We start from the raw sequence: 18375 nt of genomic DNA, 5'->3' as shown, positions 1-18375 counted from the left end.
ATTCACTCTTTCAGTCCCTGAATTTCGGATCGCTCAACGACGCGTTGCGGAATCTTCTGCGCTTTACCGGCGGCACTCATCGCGTCGCGGTACTCGCGGTAATAACGTTGCGCTTCCTCTTGGCGATCAAGTCGCCATAGCGAATCAGCCATGTTCAGCATCAGCACTGTGCGTTTGCCGACAGCTTCAACGCCTCGATAAAACTTCAGCGCCAACTCATCATTGCCGCCCTCGGCCAAGTAGAAACCGAGGTCGTTGTAAGTCTGAACACTTTGCGCCGGGGGATGACCGCCATGTAGGATTCCGGGCTTAAAAAGCTCAGGCTCCATTCGATGGACTCTGCGCGGGACTGTACCGGCTCGATACTCGAAGCATATTTCAGCAGGTCCTTGGGTGACTTAGTCTCCAAGACAGGATTGAGCACCCCGCCCTCCTCGGAAACCATTGATTGCCTACCCATTTACCTTCACAAAACCGCTCGTAACTCTCAGCAAGCACGCAACCGGTTTCCATCGAGATCACATCGCAATGCCCTTGTGATGTCGCTATTTCCTCACCGTTCTCACCTATGACTACACCGTACTCCACCGCAGTCGCCAGTAGAAATTTTTTGTCAGGGCTGAGCCATTCAAGATAAGCCTGGGCACCAATGCCGGCATGAAACAACGGGAACGTTTTTCCATTCGCGGTGAACTAGGCAGTGGTAGATTCCACGACGGGTGATGTCCATTTTTTTGCCTGGAACGTCACTGTGTTTCCGGCGGCTCCCACTATTGGCGGGTCAACGGCAAAGACATTGGTAGCGCTGAACAAGCTGCCGATCATCAACACCCACTTAAGGCTGGCCATAGACGATCCTCTTCACCGCCGGGCTTTCTGACATTAGCTGTCTCTTCGTAACACCATAGGCCTTGATCAGCTCGTCCCGAGATCCCTTCGAGCCAAACGAGCGCTGGTTATTATCGAAGCTGTATTGCTCCAATCGCCCTGCTGTCGAGTAATAACCGTGCCACTCCGCGCAGGCACCGCAACCGCCATAGCCGCCTATCGAAACAAGACTGCCCTTGGTGCCGTCCACGCAATCCATCGCCACAACAACATTGCTCAACATCTTCGTCTTCGCACCGTCGGAAGTGAGTTGTGAAACTTTGCTGATATCGCGTCGAAGCACTTTGCCGCCGATGTTGATGGTCTGGTCGGAGCAGACCGGGATGACGTGGGTTTGCGCACCATCCACCGTTACCGATCGGCAGGACGACACCAACACCACTTCAACACCGCCGCACTGCATGACATCGCGTTGGGTAAAGGCGTCCGAAGGCGCGGAGAAGGCTGGCAGAGAGAGCAGCAGCGAAAGGCTGCCCGCGAGAAGACGATTCATCCACTCACTCCTCATCTATCGGCGACGATTCCACGTCGGTCATGCTCAGCAGCCGGAATTCATTGTTCACAAATTCGTAGTAACGGTCCCGGTTACCACTTTCCAAAGCATTCCCTTGGGCATCTTCTTCGCCGTCGAGCGTGATGCCGGACACGATGATCAAGCGGCTGTCGGGCTGGTAAACCATGCCGAAGGTGCTGCCGTCGTAAGCATTCGGCAGACCGCCAACGACTTCCCCAGTCTGAGCGTCCAGCACTTCGCCGCAAATGGCGCTGCCGCCACAGCCGAGCCTGTGCAGGATGTAATGGCCGGCGAAGTTGACCTTGCCTTTCAGGGCTTGCACCCGTGCCTGATCCATCATTGGGCTGCTGTTTTCTTGCAGCACCAGCTTATGGTTGGGGCCGGTGAAAACTGGCGTGACGGTGTAATCCTTGAAGGTTGGATCGGCAGCGAATGCCATGGTCGCGGCAGCCAATATCAAGCTGCCGAGAACAATCGAAAATCCTTTCACGTAGTAACTCCGTAAATGCCGTGGGGACCGTCGGCTTACTCAGCCTGCCCTTCGTAACGCTGTGTCTGCGGGTCGAATTGCCACAGATGTGGCCGGGTCATGGCCTTTTCACCCTTGTAGCGAATCCGCCCGCGCTTGTCCCTGATGTAGGAGTAGATCTCGATGTCCTTGAACTCACCTCCCCCCTTGGCTGGGCCGTCCAGAACTTTGACCCCGGCGAAATAACCGCCGCCCGAATACCTCAAATAACCACGGCACTGGATCAGGAAGGCGAATGTGCTATCCATTGATGAGCCAATGCCGACGAGGGAATTGAAGATGAAGTCTTGGATGCCATCGCCATTTAGATCGCCGCTAAAAACCACGTGGCCCGGATCGATAGAAAACTCTTTTCCATCGAGACTGGAAAGTATGTCTTCCGGATGTTCACTGCTCTGCGACCATTGCGATAAGAAATATTTTGAGTCAGCTTCCTGATTGCAAACATCTGCCGCCATAACTGCTATCGGCAACCAGCTCACACATAACACCAGCAATCGTTTCACTTCATATCCTTCGAATTGATCAATTCCAACTCACCATCGCGATACCACACCTCACACCCCACCCACTCCGGATCCACCTGCGGCATCACCGCCGACGGTTTGCGCAATTCGCGCAACAACGTCGAGCCATGCGACAACCTCCCGCCCATCCGCGCAATCACCGCCCGCGCCGCCTGGTAATGCGCGTGACGCCCCGGATCAAGGGTGTCTTCGAGCAGGATGTCGGCGCCGAGGATGCCCTGCACCTGCCCCGGATAAATCATGAACCCGGTGGCCTGCTCCGTACCTTCGCGACCGTCCTGCCAGAAGCTGCCGTCGCGGGTGCGCACGTCCGGATGCGGCGCAAACCAGTGTTCGCGATCCGCCAGCGGCATGGCGTGGTGCAAGCGGAAGAAGATGCGCATGAGGTTGTCGCGATACCACTCGCGCACTTGCAGGTAGTAACCGCGCAGGCCCGGCAGGCCGGTCGAATGCGCGAGGCGAATCAGCCCTAACCATTGCGGGAATGGCTGAAGCAGCAGTTCAGTCGCCGCCGGCCGAGGCGTAGCAGGATCGGTCTCCCACGGCAATCGATGTGGACTGTTTTCCAGATTGTCGTAAGCGGTCGGCGGGCGGCCCAGCCAATCGCCGCCACTGCTTGCCAACGCTGTGGCGATGCACAGATTGCCTTGCACCACGAACACGTAAAACCGAGTGAACCAGTCCGCGAGTTGTTGGCCATCGGCACCTTGGGCGACGAGTTCGGCGAGTTCCTGATCGAAGCGCTGCAAGCCATTTTCAAGGCTCAGCAAATGGCTGCGAGCCTTGCGTTGCATGCGCAAAAACAGCGGCAACGAACGCAACATCTTCAGTGGCTGCCACGGCAAATGCGGCGTCGCACCACCGACTTCACCAGCGTAGTTATCGGCGCTGATGCCCCAGTCGGCCAGCCGGGCGAGAAACAGATCATTGTTGATATAGGACGCGCCGCCGAACACGGCGGTGAACGGCTCGTTGTCCTGCAGCACCCGCGCATCCCAACGCGCCATGATCGCCGGGATACTTACGGCGGCGCGGCGCTGGGCGTACTCCACCAGTACGCTCGGTTGCGGCGGCAGGATCTCGGCGATATTCGCGGCGGTCAGGTGTCTGCGCCAGCCGTAATCGCTGATCGGCCGGTATTGCAGCAGCCACAGTTGTGAGCCGTCCCAGGCCCATTCGACATCGCCGGGGACGTAGTGGAACACTCGTAAAACACCCTGCAGAAACTGCCAGAGCCGCTCTTCGGTCAAGCCGTGAGATGGCGTGAACGTGCCGCTTCGCCAGGCATCGCCAACCCGCGAAAGCGTCGCGCGCTCAGGACTGACGTGACCATCGGCCAGCAACTCCAGATGGCCTTCAACCCATTCGAGCTCTACCGACAGATGCCGCACAAACGCGATCCCGGAAACCACCGGAGTGATGAAGCGCTGCACCACCACTTCCTCGACGCCTTCGGCCGTCAGTTCGGCGATGCGTTTCGGCACATTGGCGGTCGGCTCGCGCAGATAGGTTGTGCTCAAACCGGCATTCGCCGAATCAGCCTGATCCTCGCCATAACTGGAGGAGCGCACCGCCCATGTCACATCAGGTTGGGCGGCGAGAAATGCCGGCAGACGCGGATCGGTGCAATCGTTGAGCGTCAGTGCCGCCGGCACCGCTTTCCGGGCCAGTTCAGCCAGGCGCAAACGCCCGCCCTTGGTGTGCGCGACAAACCCGCGCTCGCCCGACTCCAGCCACTGTGCGAATTCGGCGGGCGAGTCGATCCACGGGTAATGACCCCAACCAGATTTGAGGCTGATGGTCAGATCGGCGCGGGCGAGAATCGCCGACCATGCCGCCGCTTGCTCGATGCCGAGCACGGCGTCCTGATCGCCCCACACCAGCTCGACCGGATCGCTGATCCACTCCAGCAGCGGCAGCGCAGTGTCGGCGCGAATCAGATCCCAGTGCGGCACAAACGCACGGCAGCGCGCATAGCCGCCGCCCATGCGCTGGTACTGCTCGGGCGTCCAAGTCTGGTTGGAAAACTTGCGCGCGAACAGCGTGGGTTTGTTCGACAGCAGCCAGTGAATGGTCTTGCGGATCGGCAGTGGCGACATCAGCGCCGGCAACCGCCGCTGCCAGAGAAACGCCCCCACTGGCGCCAACAAAACGCTGCGGGAAAAGTGTCCGGGCCGACGTTGCAACGCATGCAACACCAGCAACGCATTGACCCCGACCGCCATGATCGCGCTGCCCTGCTGTGTCATCGCCAGCAAGGATTGCGCGTAGTCCGCCAGATCCTCGCAAGGCGGCTGCGGATTCGCGCCGAAGCCCGGCAACTCCAGCGGCACCACGTCGTAGCGCTGGAAGTGCGGCAGTGCGTCATCCCACCAGTCGGCGGCGCTGCCGTTGCCGGCCAGCAGGTACATCAACGGCTTGCTCATGAGCGATCCTCAGGTCAGATCGCGCAGAGCGGCGTCGAGGGTTGGATAGCGGAACGTGTAGCCGGCCTCGGTCAAACGCTGCGGCACCACGCGCTGACCGTCGAAGAACAATTGCGCCATCTCCCCCGCCATTGCACGCACTGGCGCGGCGGGAATGTGCAACCACACCGGACGCTTGAGGACCTTGCCGGCCTGCTCGGCGAACGCGGCCTGACTGACCGTTTCGGGCGCGACCATGTTGTAGGTGCCACGCAGAGTGTCGTCGTTGAAAGCCCGCGCGATCACCTGAAGCACATCGTCGCGATGCACCCAACTCATGATCTGCCGACCGTCGCCCATGCGCCCGCCGAAACCCAAGCGGAATGGCAGCAGCAACGGCGTCAACGCACCGCCGGGGCCGAACACCACGCCGAGACGAAGCACTACCTGACGCACGCCAAACTCAGCGGCCGGTTGCGCGGCGGCTTCCCAACGTGCGCAGAGTTCGGCCGTGAAGCCATCGCCCTTGCTGGCGTGTTCGTCGAGGTTTTCACTGGCATCGCGTACGCCGTAGAAGCCGATGGCCGAGGCTTGAATCCATAGCGTTGGTTCGTGCTTGGTGTTTTTCAGCCAGGTCATCAACGCTTCGGTGGTGCCGACTCGACTGGCGAGCAGTTGCGCCTGACGCTTGGGAGTCCAGCGTGGGCCGGCGACGGGAGCGCCGGCGAGATTGATCACTACGTCGAAGGCTTCGTCGTGGCTGAGTTCGCTGTGCGAATGTACGCAGCGGATGCGACCGTTGAATAGATTGGCTGCGCTCAACGGATCGCGCGTCAGTACGCTAACTGAATGGCCGGCATCGAGTAATTGATTGACCAAGGCTTCGCCGATAAACCCGGTGCCGCCGGTGATTAGCACTCGCTTGTAGGCGCCATCGGCAAACGGGTTGGATTGGCTCGGTGTCTTTGCTGCAGGAGACTTCCGGCGGTCATGCCGATACAGCCAGAACAACGGAGGCAACAACACCAGCAACGCAAAACCGTCGAGCCACAGGTGCGACCAGACCTGCTGTTGCGCCGAGAGCCACATGTCCTGCGGCGCCCATAACAGGATGCCGGCGCTCAACCAGCCCCACACTGCCGGGGCTTTCAAGCGATTGCCCAAGTGCACCAGCGCGAGCATGTACAGCGAATAACTTTGCAGCGTCGCGCCGAACAGCGCGAGCCACCAGACCTGTTGTTCGTGGCCGGCGACGGGTACTGCGTCGGCGCCCCAGAATGCGAGTTCGAGGGTGTGCAGGTAGCCGTCGAGTAAACCGGAATGCCCGGCCCAAGTCAGGGTGAGGCCGGCGAGAATGTGCACGATTGCGGCGGCGTATAGCCAGAGCACTAACGCTGAGCGAAGGGAGATCGAGGGGGCTGGCATTCCGTGTCCTGAGCGCATTCCTTGGGGGTGGGGAGTTTAAAGGAAAATGGTGGTGGTCAGATGCTCAAGCATTAAACGTTTTAGCGAGACTCTACGCGTGCGAAAGCGCATCAAACATGTCCCCGAACTTCAAATGCAGTGACTGGCCTTGATCGGCTCTTTGCCTTGCGAACTCAAACGTTTCAAGTGCTCCATCGCCCGGGGGTCACCTTTGTCAGCAGCCATCTGGTAGCAAGCCAATGCGCGAGACACGTCTTTTGTGCCCAACTTTCCACCCTCGAACGTAGAAGCCAGATAATTCATCGCTTCGGTGGAATCCATCTTTACCGCTCGAATGACTTGCTCTTCAGCCTGCTTGGGATGAAGGCAAGGGCCGCCGTAGTCGGTGGAATTTCCTAAACAGAAAAACGTGGCATAGGCCAACGCGCCACTCGGTATTTTCGAAGCCGCTTTGAACAGAGCTTCAACCCTCGGGGTTTCCAACTGAGAGGCCATTTGCGAAAGGCTAAGACTTGCCGCCGACAGGCTCGCCTGTGCATCACCCGACTCAGCAGCACATAAATAATTTTCCAGCGACGCTTCAATCAACTCCACCGTCAGAGGGTATTGCTCAAGAAAACCCAGCCCACCTAACGCTTCGGCACGCTGATAACAAAAGTTCTCGGCGCGGCTCATTCCCGGGTTGTCTGTTGCGACAAGATCTTTCTCACTGATCGACCAATCCTCAATCCCCTCAAGCACCCAGCATGCCTGACGAGAGAAGTTGAAGATTTTCACATTGCTGTTGCCTGCCCTCTTATCCACAACGTTGACGTGACTGTCATCGACCTCTTCGATCTCGACGCCAGGTGTTTTGCCGGGTGTGATAGCGGCCATCAGCGGGTAGGTGAAAGTAGCTCCACTAACACCCGAGGTCGAAGGCTCAAAGGTGCTACGTTCCTTTCCCGCTACCGGCTTCAACACCAGCGACTTGACCGTCATCGCAGTCAGACGGCGCTGTGATTCGCTGTTGGCGGAAAATGCTGTCAGGAAAGGCGCGAACTCCTCCGAGGGGCAAGCGTCGCTGGTGGGTGCCGTCGAAGTGCTCTTGTCGGATGCAAGAGCAGGGACAATCTTGTCCAGATACGCCGAGCGCTCACGACTCATTCTGGCGATGCACGAGTTGACAGCGAACACATGCGCCGGCATCCCCGCCTCGATCTCGAACGCCTCCAAGGGGCAGTTCGCATCGCGCAATTTCAACCAAGCACGTTGCGACTCCTTGACCTTCGCCGCGTACTACGCGCCTAACGCCGGATCTGCTCGATAGTCAGATTCAAGCCGCGTCATTAACTGCTTGTAGCTGACATTCAACTGCGCATCGGCAGCCTTCTTCGACGCCTCCGAGCAGGGCACCATTTCCAGGCTTGAGGTGACATGGCTGCAGTCGTCCTGCGCATAGGCAGCTGAAGCCGGCAGTAGCACGGCCAGCAGGGTAAAAACAAAACGTTTCACGGTGTTCATCCTTGAGTCATTCAGGCTTTGCGTTTGGTGAATCGGGTGATGCATTGCTTGGGTATGTTCATTTCCCAGTAAGTGCTGAGCAACGCTTTACGTTTTTTGTCGACGCGCAGGTTAACGAAGCCATCGCCGCAGTCCGGCTGCAACTCTTCGAACATGCCGGTTTTGGCTTGGTAAACGAACACTCGGTAGTAGTGGTAAGTGCCCATGCCGTCATCAAGCTGCCAGATCGCGAAATCCTTGGCGCCGTCGAAATTGAAATCGTCGACCTGCATGTGGAGTTCGTTTTCGGCTTCAAAATCGATTGTTCGCGACTCGCTGTGCGCTTCGCTTTTAACCGCGATGTTCAGTTTGGAGCCTTCGAGAATCAGCGTCACGTCGACGCCTTTGGTTGGGCTGAACGTGGTGGTTTCGGCCAACGCCGGGATCGTCCACATCAGGCCGAGCAGCGATACCGCTAGAGTTTTGAATTGCATGTACTGCCCTACTCCCACTTGCATCCGGACTCGAGAGAGGAGTCGATGCTGGTGTTATTTCCGAAATGAAAAACCTTGCCGTTGGACTTCTTCGTGTAAGACATCGAAACGATGTGCGTCCCTTGAGACACGAACTTATAGGTTCCCGTTACGTTGCCGTTGATGACTTCAGACCAGGTCGTGGTGCTCTGCCAAGGCGCATCGGGACCGAGCATTTCGTCCTCGTAATCCGTCAGCACAATGGAAATGGGTTCGCTGGACTTGGCGTACTTGACGAAGCCACCGGACCATTTGCTGGCTTCGTCGTAGTAGGTCCTGAGTTCGAACTTTACCGGGCTCGATTGGGATAGTTCGAAGCAAAGTGATTCGGTGGTGACTGCGCTTTGAGCGCCTAAAGGAAATAGCGCAAAAAAGAGAAAGAAAAGTTTGTTCATGCTCATCCAAGTAGACGCTTTCGCGCCAATGCTCTGACTTGTCCGTTTCAACGTCTGTTCTTGTCCGGTGCCAAAGCCAATTGGCGAGCACGCTCTATCGTCGCGCGAATCAGGCAGGCATCGGACCACTCACCGAAAACTGATTTATGCAATTTCGGGTCGGCCTGGCACTCCGCATCTCGAAATTTCATCCAGGCTCTTTGAGTTTCCCTCAGTGCTTTCTGGCCGCTTTCGTCCAGCCGGCTCATACGATCCCGAAATACAGAATTCAACAATGCATCCGCGTCAGGAACCATCAGATCAAGAACACCATTTCCCGAGGGAAACCACTCTACGTCCGCCAATGCCTGTTCGCTCTCATTGTTCCAATTGTAGAGGCCGTTTTCTTCGATCTTCAGTGTGGCGGATCGCTGATGGTGATTCGTCGGATCGCTTTCGCTGACCTCCGAGCGATAAACAATTTCCAAATAGATAGGGTCGGTTGTGCGCTGAGGATCATTCAATAGCGTTTGCCGAACAATGGCCCGTTGCTTATTGCTCTCAGTGATCTCTATCGAAAAGCACGGATCCGGCCCAGGACGTTCTGCGGACGCCTTTCTCTCCAGGCATTGATTACGAACCACCATTGAAGGGGTATCCGAACCGCCACCCACATCAACGACTCTGACAAGCAACCGGACTTCCGGGTCCTTGGAAAAGTCGGCCTGAAGGATGGTGGCAATCATCGTGCCCTCAGCCATGACCACAGGCGACAGTATTGAAAGTAAAAAAATGAGGCTGAATCTGAAAATCTGCATTCCTTGGCGTCCTTAAAAAAAATCAGTGATCCGTTCAATTCTGAACGGGCCTGCGACAGGAAATAGATTCAGAACCGACAAACGGCCCAGATCTATTTAAGTTCTCAACCAAATTCAAAGCGGTCGAGCGTAACAAATGAATCCGTCCCGTTTTTCTCAAAGATTTTCTCTCATGTCCATGCACTCCCTCGCATCCGCGAGGACTTTGCGCTCACCATTATTGAGGACGCACACAGGTTTTTTTAAGGTGCCTTTCATCTTTTGACAGACAGTGCTACCCGCTTCCTTATAAACACATTGCTCGCCAGAAATGATCAACTCTTTACCTGGAATGAAAGTCACAACTTTTGTGCCTTCAATACGGTAAACGTTCTCGTAAATTGAATCACCGGACTGTTGAATATTTTTATAGGTACCATCCTCCAACTCCGAAGCACTGGCAGGGATGTCTCCGATATATGTGGCCTTTCCACCTTTAGCTACAGCAGAAAAAATCATAACCTGAGCGTTTATACCCATATCATCACTGGTTGGATAAGAAAATATAATTGCTATATTTTCGGTCCCTGCCACTTCTCTAGCAACATAATCTGACCGACATCCGCGATCAGCATTATCAAGAGAGAAGACTTCCCCTTCAAAAGAAAGAGTCAAGCTAGTTTGATCGGCATTCTGATCAGATTCTTTACATATCAGGCTATGCTCAGTTGAAGCCGAATAAGCAGCGCCACTATAAATGGACAACAAAAACACCATTAGGCGAATCATTCAAATGACCTCAGAAAAATTTTAAGAACAAGAAACAAAGGGGACAGATTTATTTGAGATTAACGATAAAACCATTGGACAAATCGGTCCGCTTTACCCAACAAACTCACCATTCCAATACATCTCCTCACTCCACACCCACGCCGCTAAATCTGAGGCATAGCTATCCAACAGTAAAAAATAAGTCCGCTTCTTTTTGGAAGGCTTCAAAGCACAAACGCAAAAAACGGCTCATACAGAGCCGTTTTTTTGCACTTCGCAATTACACCTTCTTCTCAGACGACTTCAAATTGCTGGCCTGTTCGGCCACCAAGTCCATCCAGCCACCGGGCTTGTCTTCATCATTAGAGGCTTTCGCCACCATACCGGCCAATGAACCGAAGTCCTTCTTACGGGCAGCTTCGGCTGCTTCAACCGCTTGATGGGCAACCAGGATTTTCTGTAGCGCAGGCGTGTTGGCAGTGGCTTCGCTCAACGGTTTTAGCGGAGGCAAGGCTGCGACCTTGGCGACCATATCGCCCGGCGCTTTAGTGAACGACCTCAGGGCATCCAGATTGCTTGCCACCGGAATCGCGATACCGGTAAGCGGGTCGAATGCGCTGATTTCTGGCAGGCCTACTTTGCCGCTCAGGACAGGACGAGCCAAGGACGGCAAGAACAAACCCAGCAGCATGCGAGGATCTTTTTTCTTGATACTGAGGCCGACGCTTGCCAAAGCAATACCAACGCCGACGACGCGCCCAGCAGTCGCCAAAAGCGACAATTGCTTGTTCGATTCATTATCGAAATGGACAAGTCGAATGCGGAAATAATCGGTGAAAGGCTCGCGAGGACCGGCCTTCGAGAAGTTCATAAACCATGCACGAGAATCGTGGACTTGGTCATCAAATAACGCCACCAAATCCTCCTCGCCGCGGCTTGGCGTATTCGGTGCACTGAACATTTTTTTGTAGCGCTTAGTCCCTTCGGTATAAAGGTACGAATACTCCTCGGCCTCATCTTCTTCGTTGATGAGGTAAACCGTACCACCCAGCAACATATCGGCAACACCACCAAGTGTGAGTCCGTCGTCGACCATACCCCATTCTTGCCGGTAGTCATGTCGAAACTCAGCTGCGGCGCCGCTCAGTTGCCTATGATCCAGGGGCGGTTCAAAGATCTTCTCAGCCCGTAACTTGTCTGCTTTTTCCTGCCCGCCCACAATTTGTATATTCAGCTGATGCTCTTTCTCTTGAGCCTCAGTGTAAACCGGAGGAGGAAGCCCTTTAGTTTTCGCATTGGTTTTAGCGGTATTACGATCTTCAATTGCCTTCCAAGCATAAATTTGGGCTTCCGGCATGTCCGGAGCAGCATTTTTAAAGAAAGATTGTTTTTCCACTCCACCTGCATAGCGATCAATCCGCCAAGCAGTAATCAAGGCGTGCTCACGTTTCATCATGTCCTCTAGCGGACCGCTCTGGCCTTGTGCCTGCCATGCATTAAAACGTTTGATGAGCGTTTCAGAAATTGAAAACTCTGTCTCAAGATCTGTTGTCATCCCCCTCCAATCATCGTGGATCCCTTTTTGCACCACCGGCCCTGGAACCAGTAATGGAGCGCCCGCCATGAACGCTTCCGCATACATATGTTGCAGAGCAATTTGGGATAGGACATGGTCTGACCCAGCCGTCGCCTTACCTTGATCATTAGGCGCGTATCCGCCACCGACATCCGAATGAACTCCGGGATAAATATACTCAACTGTGCCTTGTCTATAGCTTGATCCTTTGGTTTTATCACGAGTACCATCCGCACTCTTTGGACGGCGACGTATTGAGTCCAATGGAAAGCTCGCTCGCTGCTCATGGCCAGAAACCAAATGAACGCAACGTTTTAAATAAGTGCAATCATCAGGAAGAGCTGTACTCTCACAGGCAGAAGTTGCTTCATCAGGAAGGCGCATGGTGCCGTCAGCCCAGTCCATATGCCCTGCGGCAAATGGAACACTGTCGGCAAGCCCCACAGCAGCAACGGTGTCGAACACACCTAGAAAGTTGATCGATATGGGCAGCCCCGCAAATCGGTAGTCAACACCACCATTTGTGCTTTCGCAACGAGTCAGCGCTTGTAACCAATTAACAAAAGTACGAGCTTCTGCAGCTCCTCGAGAGAATCCATAAACATATAGGCGCATTGCCAAAATATGCGGTTTTTCTTCAGAATCATCACGTATTTTCAGTTTATCCTGGAGATCCTGTATCTCCTTTCTCATGATTTTTTCGCGTTTTTTCTCTCCGCTCTCGAACAAACCCAAGCCAAACGTGTTTGCGTAACCATTGGTTGCCATGTCTTTAAGCATTAGTTTGGTTTTTTCGGCAGGAAACCTTTTACCATCCAAAGCTTGCTGTAATGCATCAAGCAACCGTGTCAGCGCCCAATTAATACGATTCTCACCCCCGCTCGCACCAACCAACCCACTGCTGTCAGGAACAAATTCTTCAACATCAGGAAAAACCGTACCAACACCCGGACAATAATATTTCATGAACCCTCCCAATACCATGTCGGGTTCGGCACCTAAGCTAGTATGAAAAAGTCTCGCAACATTACTCCGGGAGTTGGGCGTTGAGGAACCATCCGCCTGATCATTGTTATTAGTACCATCAAAGGCCAATGTTATATGTAGCGTTTTACAGCAGGCTGTTCCACTGTCCGCCTCTCCCTTGGCCTGAAGAAGCTTACGCTGTCTAATGCCAAACGCACGCTCGTCTTGTTTTTGCAGGTTTATATTTTTCGATAATTGCCCTGGGTCATTTGGCAACCGACGCGATGGAGGGAACATCGGGGCAACTAAAGCACTATCTGGCGGAGAGGAATCCTGCCCTATTAATGATTCGAGCATGTAGCCGACTCCTTGGCTTTAAAATACGCCTTATCAGGATAATTTGGATTTTCTGGAGTAAAACAGGTCGTCGACACTTTTACTTGATCGCATGGTAAAAAGTGGACCTGCAGTGCGCAAAATTCATCAACGTATTTTGGGATATCAACTGTTGCAGTGTGGTGAGAATAACCAGTAGCGTGGCGAATAGCTGCTTCTTTCTTGATCTGTCCGTATTGGTCACGCTCAATCGGTCCGCGGGGATTCGGATCCTTATCCCACTCTATATCTGCACTAAGGCTCGGACTCCATTTTAAAGGCAGTGTACTACAGCATACTTCTGCGCCTCCGCCGGAGTTTGGCGGAATACGAGGACCACCCGCGCCATTGATGCTAAATCGTATGATTTCCGAAGATGTATGATTATAGCCAGTAACTGACGTGGAGACCATTTCGGGACCAGCATTACAGGCACTGAATCCAAACACGCTCGACATAATGACTAAAGATTTCGCTGTCATTTTTAAGCTATTTTTATTTAGCAGAGAACATCGAGCCTGCAGAAATCCAGGTAAAGACATATCAGCACACAAGCCTATTTTCTCAAACAAATAATTTAATATTGACATACCTTTGTCGCCTCCATTTTCATCTGGTGTTTTGCAGAGAAAAATAAACTATATTCACTCAAAAATGAGAGCACTTCATTGTCTCCTTGATGTCGAAATACTTTCGATCTGGATAATTTGGGTGCCTGGGTATAAAACAGGTCGTAGAAACCTTCACCTGATCGCAAGGTAGAAAATGAACCTGTATTGCACAGAAATCGCTACCGTATTTTGGTATTTCAACAGTCGCCTCATGATGAGAGTAATGGGCAACATGCCGCTGATAGTCTTCCTTATCAAACTGCCCATATTTATCGCGCTTTATCATTTCTCGCGGATTAGGATCTTTCTCCCACTCGATGGTGGCTCGAAGGTCTGGATTCCATTGAGCAGGAAGCATGCCGCAGCAAACTTGAGTTGCACCACCTTGAAAGGCTGACACAGGGTGCCCCCCGGCTCCGTTCACACTGAATCGATTGATAGCAGCTGAAGTATGGTTGAAACCTGTTACAGGCGTTGACACCATCTCCGGAGCGGTATGGCAACCGTATAGACTTACCAAGCTCACGAACACTAAGAATCTAATCACTCGAAAAACTGCAACGCAGCTTTCAAAGAAGCTCAGGAGGCCGGGCATTTATCCGCCTCCTCGACTTGGAAGTAGTCTTTATCTGGATACTTGGAATGACCCGGAACAAAACAAGTCGTGGAAACTCTCACCTGATCGCACGGTAAAAAGTGTATCTGCAACGCACAAAGTTTCTCCGCATACTTGGGAATTTCAACCGTTTCAGTATGATGAGAGTAACCAGCCTTGTGCCGAACCAGTGCCTCTTTTTTTATTTGTCCATACTGGTCACGCTCGATCGGACCATCGGGGTTCGGATCTTTTTCCCACTCAATGATTGCTCTTACTTTCGGATTCCACTGAACAGGCAGGACACCACAGCAAACTTCAGCGCCTCCGCCAGAATTTGGCGGAATGCTGGGGCCACCCGCGCCATTAATACTAAAGCGAGTTATTTGTGCGGAAGTATGGTTATAGCCGGTAACGGGCGCAGACACCAACTCGGGAACTGTATGGCAACCGTATAAACTTACCAAGCTCACACACAGTAAAAATCTGATACTTCGCAAAGTTCCAAGGTAGCTCTCTAAGATGTTCAAGAAACCGGGCATTCGTCCGCCTCCTTGACTTCGAAATAGGCTTTATCGGGGTAATTCGGATGCTCAGGAATAAAACAAGTAGTAGAAACTTTGACTTGGTCGCAGTTTAGAAAATGCACTTGCAACGCACAAACTTTCTTGCCATATTTCGGAACTTCAACTACGGCTTTATGATTTAAGTAGTTTAGTTTTTTTTCCCTCATTCGCTTACGCCATGCGTCAGAGTACTGGCGCTCAGTCCAAGTAGCAGACGCGTGAGGATCAGGATCTGTCTGCCACTCCACTACAACCTTAACGCGGGGCGACCACGTTCGAGGAAGAACCCCACAACAAACTTCAGCTCCACCACCTAAATATGGGCCAAGATTCGGCCCGCTAGCACCATTAACAGCAAATCGATTAATAGCAGCAGAGGTATGGTTATAGCCAGTAACCGGAGCACTCACCATCTCAGGCCCACCACGACACCCACTCAACGCCAACACCCCCAGTAAAACCCACACACAGACCAGCCCGGAAGACATCGCCCCCCGCACCGACCCACGCGCAATCGCATTCATCAAATCAACGCCTTCGGCGGCTCATCGATCACAAACGACGAGTTCTCCACCAACCACTGTTCAATAAACGGCTCGCGCTCCTCCGGCTCTTTCAATCCCTTCTGATTCGCCGCCAATTGGCTGCGATACAAGTGCCGAATCAAACTCTCGTTACGACTCAAGCCATAGTTCTGGGGCACTGCGCAGCGATCGACCCGGTAGGCATCTGCTTCTGTCCACGCGAGCAGGTTGGCCACTTGGGGGTGATCGAACATCACCGGGCCGGCGGCGGGTACTTGGGCGTGGCGGACGTAGTTGCCGGGCAGGCTTTGCGGTTGTTGGTCGCGGTCGAGCCAGTGCCAGGAGATGACGGCGGCGTGGAAGGCGTTGCTTTGTACCGGGGTCAGGGTTTCGGTGACCGGCAGCAGCATGCGCGGGTCGTAGTAGCGCAGCACGCCTTCGGAGCGGCCTTGGTTCCATTGGGCTTGAAGGAAGCCGCGCAGGTGATCGGCGAGCGCTTCGAATTGCCATGGGCTGAATACAACAACGACATGTTTATTGCAGTCGACGGCGTTGATGAAGGTTTTCAGCCAGTCGCGTTGGCCAATGTCGACGCGCAGCAGCAACGGGCCGAAGTCGGCGATGGCGACTTCGGGAGTGTTTTCAAACAGCTTGGCCAGTTTCGCCGCTTCGGGTTGTTCGGCGAGCTGTTGCAGCAGCGGGTAGTCGAGGCTGGTGGCGTCGACCAGCACGTCGAGGTGCTGCTGTTTGAGTTGTTGGGCGTTGACCCATAACTCGTCGAGCCAGCGCGCATTGCTTGTGTTCATGAAGTCGTCCTTTATCGTGCGGCCAGGGCTTGAGCGTTACGTTTGGCCCGGGCCAGACATTCCTTGCACACCGGTGGTGGCGGCAGCGGTGCGTTCGGCAGCGCCTGCGGCGGTACGGCGCCGGCGATGTCCTTGTCGGCAGCGCCCGGCAATATCGGCGGCTTGATGCCAATGCCAGTACCCGACCCGGCCGAACCGCCAGCATTGATCTTGATCACCGGCCCAACCACCGTCACCCCACCGCCATCGAGCTTGATAAAGCTCCCACCACCCAAGATGGTCAGCTCCGTCCCCGCCTCAATAACAATCTTGTCCCCAGCCTTGAGGTGTATCTCTTTCCCCACGCTGGTCAGTTGCGCAGTCCCCAGCTTCACATGCTGGTTCTGCCCAATCGTCAGGTGGTCATCCAGCTTCGCTTCAACCTTGCGATCAGCAATCGTGGTGCGGTGTTCTTCAGCTTTCAGCTCGGTGTAGGTGTTTTTCACCACCGTGTCGTGACGTTCATTGCCGACCCGAATCTTCTGGTCATGCTCAACGTTTTCATCCCAATCGCGCTGGGCGTGGATGTAGATCTGCTCTGCACCTTTCTTGTCTTCGATGCGCAGTTCGTTGTAACCGCCGCCACCCGGGGAGCTGAGGGTTTTGAACACGCTGCGCGTCTTGTTCGCCGGCAGTGCATACGGCACCGGGTTTTCTTTGTGGTACAGGCAGCCGGTGACGAGGGGTTGGTCGGGGTCGCCTTCGAGGAAGGTGACGAGGACTTCCATGCCGATGCGGGGGATGCTGATGGCGCCGTAGCGGTCGCCGGCCCAGGAGCTGGAGACGCGCAGCCAGCAGCTGGTTTTGTCGTCGGCGAGGCCTTCGCGGTCCCAGTGGAACTGGACTTTGATGCGGCCGTATTGGTCGCAGTGGATTTCTTCGCCTTTGGGGCCGGTGACCATGGCGGTCTGGCTACCGAGCACGCGCGGTTTCGGGTGTTCGAGGGCCGGGCGGTAGAACACGTCCCACGGGGTGGCGAGGAAGGTGTTGCGGTAGCCCTGATGGAAATCGTCCTTGTTGTCGGTGGTGTCGCTGGTCACGCCTTCTTCGAGGACTTGCGGCTGCTTGCCTTCGTGGAAGATTTCGGTGAGCAGCCACAGGGCGTTCCACTCGCTGCGCGGGTGGTCGGACATTTCCATGAAGTGGCCGCTGACCAGTTTGGTCTGGTCGCCACGACCCTCGGCCTGGCGGTAGTCGGCACGGTGGCGTTCGAGGGCGCGCTGGCTGAGGAATTTGCCGCGCGCGCGGTCGATGAAGCGGCCCGGGTAATCGTAGTCTTCGAGATCCGGTTCGCTGTTTTCGCTGTCGGCAGCGCCGTCGGGTCTGTAAGCCGCTTCCATTTGCAGGCGCGGTTTTTCGAAGTCGTAGTCGCGGCGCGTGGTGCGGCTGGTACGGGTTTCCAGGCGCAGTTTGAAGCCTTTGATCACCGGTTCTTCGGCGACCATGCCGCTGCCTTGCACGTACGCGGTCGGCTGGCCGAGGTCGGGGAATATGGTCTGGTCGTCGCCGAACACCAGCAGGTGGGCTTTTTCGCTGTGCTGGAAGTGGTAGTGAATGCCTTCCTCTTCGCACAGGCGCTGGACGAAGTGCAGGTCGGTTTCGTCGTACTGCACGCAGTAGTCGCGATCCGGGCACGGTTGGCTGAGCTGGAAGCTATACGCATTGCCTTTGATACCGTGTTCGTCGAGGATCAGCGCGATGATTTTCGGCGCCGACATCTGCTGGTAGATGCGCTGGTTGGTGCGGTGATGCAGGTATTGCAGTTGCGGCACCATCGACACTTTGTAGCGGGTCAGGCGCTTGCCGGCATCACCTTGGGCGACGCGGTAGATCTGCCCGTGGATGCCAGAGCCTTGCGGATCGAATGCGAGAAACGCCTGCTTGTGCAGCAGTTGTTCGAGGTCCAGATCAGGGTTTTCGCTGACCAATTCCAGGTCGAAACGAAACGGCTGGCTGATGCCTTCGGTGCCGGTGAACGACAGCACTTGCAGGTCGCCGACGTAGTCTTCGACCTTGAGGCTGAAGTGGGTTTCGTTAGCTGGGTTGAACATAAAGTGCTCCCTGTTCGAATG

17 protein-coding genes and 1 pseudogene are annotated in these 18375 nt (G+C 54.8%); all 18 read right to left on the bottom strand.

Annotation, left to right across the window (positions count from 1 at the left end):
- Nucleotides 1-2 precede the first annotated feature (2 nt).
- Nucleotides 3-329: a tetratricopeptide repeat protein gene (locus QOL84_RS20165; protein WP_283438333.1), complete on the bottom strand. Its 327-nt coding sequence runs from the start codon at nt 327-329 to the stop codon at nt 3-5.
- A gap of 506 nt (nt 330-835) precedes the next feature.
- On the bottom strand, nt 836-1381 hold the full coding sequence (locus tag QOL84_RS20160) for a hypothetical protein (RefSeq protein ID WP_283438332.1): 546 nt from the start codon (nt 1379-1381) through the stop codon (nt 836-838).
- A gap of 4 nt (nt 1382-1385) precedes the next feature.
- Nucleotides 1386-1841: a hypothetical protein gene (locus QOL84_RS20155; RefSeq protein WP_100848470.1), complete on the bottom strand. Its 456-nt coding sequence runs from the start codon at nt 1839-1841 to the stop codon at nt 1386-1388.
- Between the two features lie 86 nt (nt 1842-1927).
- Complete coding sequence (locus QOL84_RS20150; protein WP_283438331.1) at nt 1928-2437, bottom strand: hypothetical protein; 510 nt, start codon at nt 2435-2437, stop codon at nt 1928-1930.
- Nucleotides 2434-4884, bottom strand: coding sequence for an alpha/beta fold hydrolase (locus QOL84_RS20145; RefSeq protein ID WP_283438330.1), 2451 nt, complete (start codon nt 4882-4884; stop codon nt 2434-2436). The genes QOL84_RS20150 and QOL84_RS20145 overlap by 4 nt, the downstream gene beginning before the upstream one ends.
- Before the next feature lie 9 nt (nt 4885-4893).
- On the bottom strand, nt 4894-6288 hold the full coding sequence (locus tag QOL84_RS20140; RefSeq protein WP_283438329.1) for a TIGR01777 family oxidoreductase: 1395 nt from the start codon (nt 6286-6288) through the stop codon (nt 4894-4896).
- Nucleotides 6289-6417: 129 nt separating this feature from the next.
- A pseudogene (locus QOL84_RS20135) lies at nt 6418-7782 on the bottom strand (lysozyme inhibitor LprI family protein).
- 20 nt (nt 7783-7802) lie between these two features.
- Nucleotides 7803-8264, bottom strand: coding sequence for an XAC2610-related protein (locus tag QOL84_RS20130; protein WP_283438328.1), 462 nt, complete (start codon nt 8262-8264; stop codon nt 7803-7805).
- A gap of 8 nt (nt 8265-8272) precedes the next feature.
- Complete coding sequence (locus QOL84_RS20125; RefSeq protein ID WP_283438327.1) at nt 8273-8698, bottom strand: hypothetical protein; 426 nt, start codon at nt 8696-8698, stop codon at nt 8273-8275.
- A gap of 47 nt (nt 8699-8745) precedes the next feature.
- Nucleotides 8746-9495, bottom strand: coding sequence for a lysozyme inhibitor LprI family protein (locus QOL84_RS20120; RefSeq protein ID WP_283438326.1), 750 nt, complete (start codon nt 9493-9495; stop codon nt 8746-8748).
- A gap of 156 nt (nt 9496-9651) precedes the next feature.
- Nucleotides 9652-10263 (bottom strand): hypothetical protein, encoded by a 612-nt coding sequence (locus QOL84_RS20115; protein ID WP_283438325.1) that lies wholly within the window; start codon nt 10261-10263, stop codon nt 9652-9654.
- A 262-nt stretch (nt 10264-10525) separates the two neighbouring features.
- Entirely contained in the window at nt 10526-13144 is a 2619-nt protein-coding gene (locus tag QOL84_RS20110) for a T6SS phospholipase effector Tle1-like catalytic domain-containing protein (protein WP_283438324.1), read from the bottom strand.
- Nucleotides 13129-13752: a Tli1a family immunity protein gene (gene tli1a / locus QOL84_RS20105; RefSeq protein ID WP_283438323.1), complete on the bottom strand. Its 624-nt coding sequence runs from the start codon at nt 13750-13752 to the stop codon at nt 13129-13131. Before tli1a (QOL84_RS20105) ends, QOL84_RS20110 begins: the two co-directional genes overlap by 16 nt.
- A 58-nt stretch (nt 13753-13810) precedes the next feature.
- Nucleotides 13811-14368: a Tli1a family immunity protein gene (gene tli1a, locus QOL84_RS20100; RefSeq protein ID WP_283438322.1), complete on the bottom strand. Its 558-nt coding sequence runs from the start codon at nt 14366-14368 to the stop codon at nt 13811-13813.
- Nucleotides 14353-14910, bottom strand: coding sequence for a Tli1a family immunity protein (tli1a, locus tag QOL84_RS20095; RefSeq protein ID WP_283438321.1), 558 nt, complete (start codon nt 14908-14910; stop codon nt 14353-14355). The genes tli1a (QOL84_RS20100) and tli1a (QOL84_RS20095) overlap by 16 nt, the downstream gene beginning before the upstream one ends.
- On the bottom strand, nt 14895-15422 hold the full coding sequence (tli1a, locus tag QOL84_RS20090) for a Tli1a family immunity protein (protein WP_430458737.1): 528 nt from the start codon (nt 15420-15422) through the stop codon (nt 14895-14897). Before tli1a (QOL84_RS20090) ends, tli1a (QOL84_RS20095) begins: the two co-directional genes overlap by 16 nt.
- A 35-nt stretch (nt 15423-15457) precedes the next feature.
- Nucleotides 15458-16264, bottom strand: coding sequence for a toxin Tle1 chaperone Tla1 (gene tla1, locus QOL84_RS20085; RefSeq protein WP_283438319.1), 807 nt, complete (start codon nt 16262-16264; stop codon nt 15458-15460).
- A gap of 11 nt (nt 16265-16275) precedes the next feature.
- Nucleotides 16276-18354: a type VI secretion system Vgr family protein gene (locus QOL84_RS20080; protein ID WP_283438318.1), complete on the bottom strand. Its 2079-nt coding sequence runs from the start codon at nt 18352-18354 to the stop codon at nt 16276-16278.
- Nucleotides 18355-18375: the final 21 nt, after the last annotated feature.

This window comes from Pseudomonas helmanticensis, assembly GCF_900182985.1.
Lineage (GTDB): Bacteria > Pseudomonadota > Gammaproteobacteria > Pseudomonadales > Pseudomonadaceae > Aquipseudomonas > Aquipseudomonas helmanticensis.
Note: the sequence above shows the minus strand (reverse complement) of the source record. Positions and strands in the feature narration are given on the sequence as shown.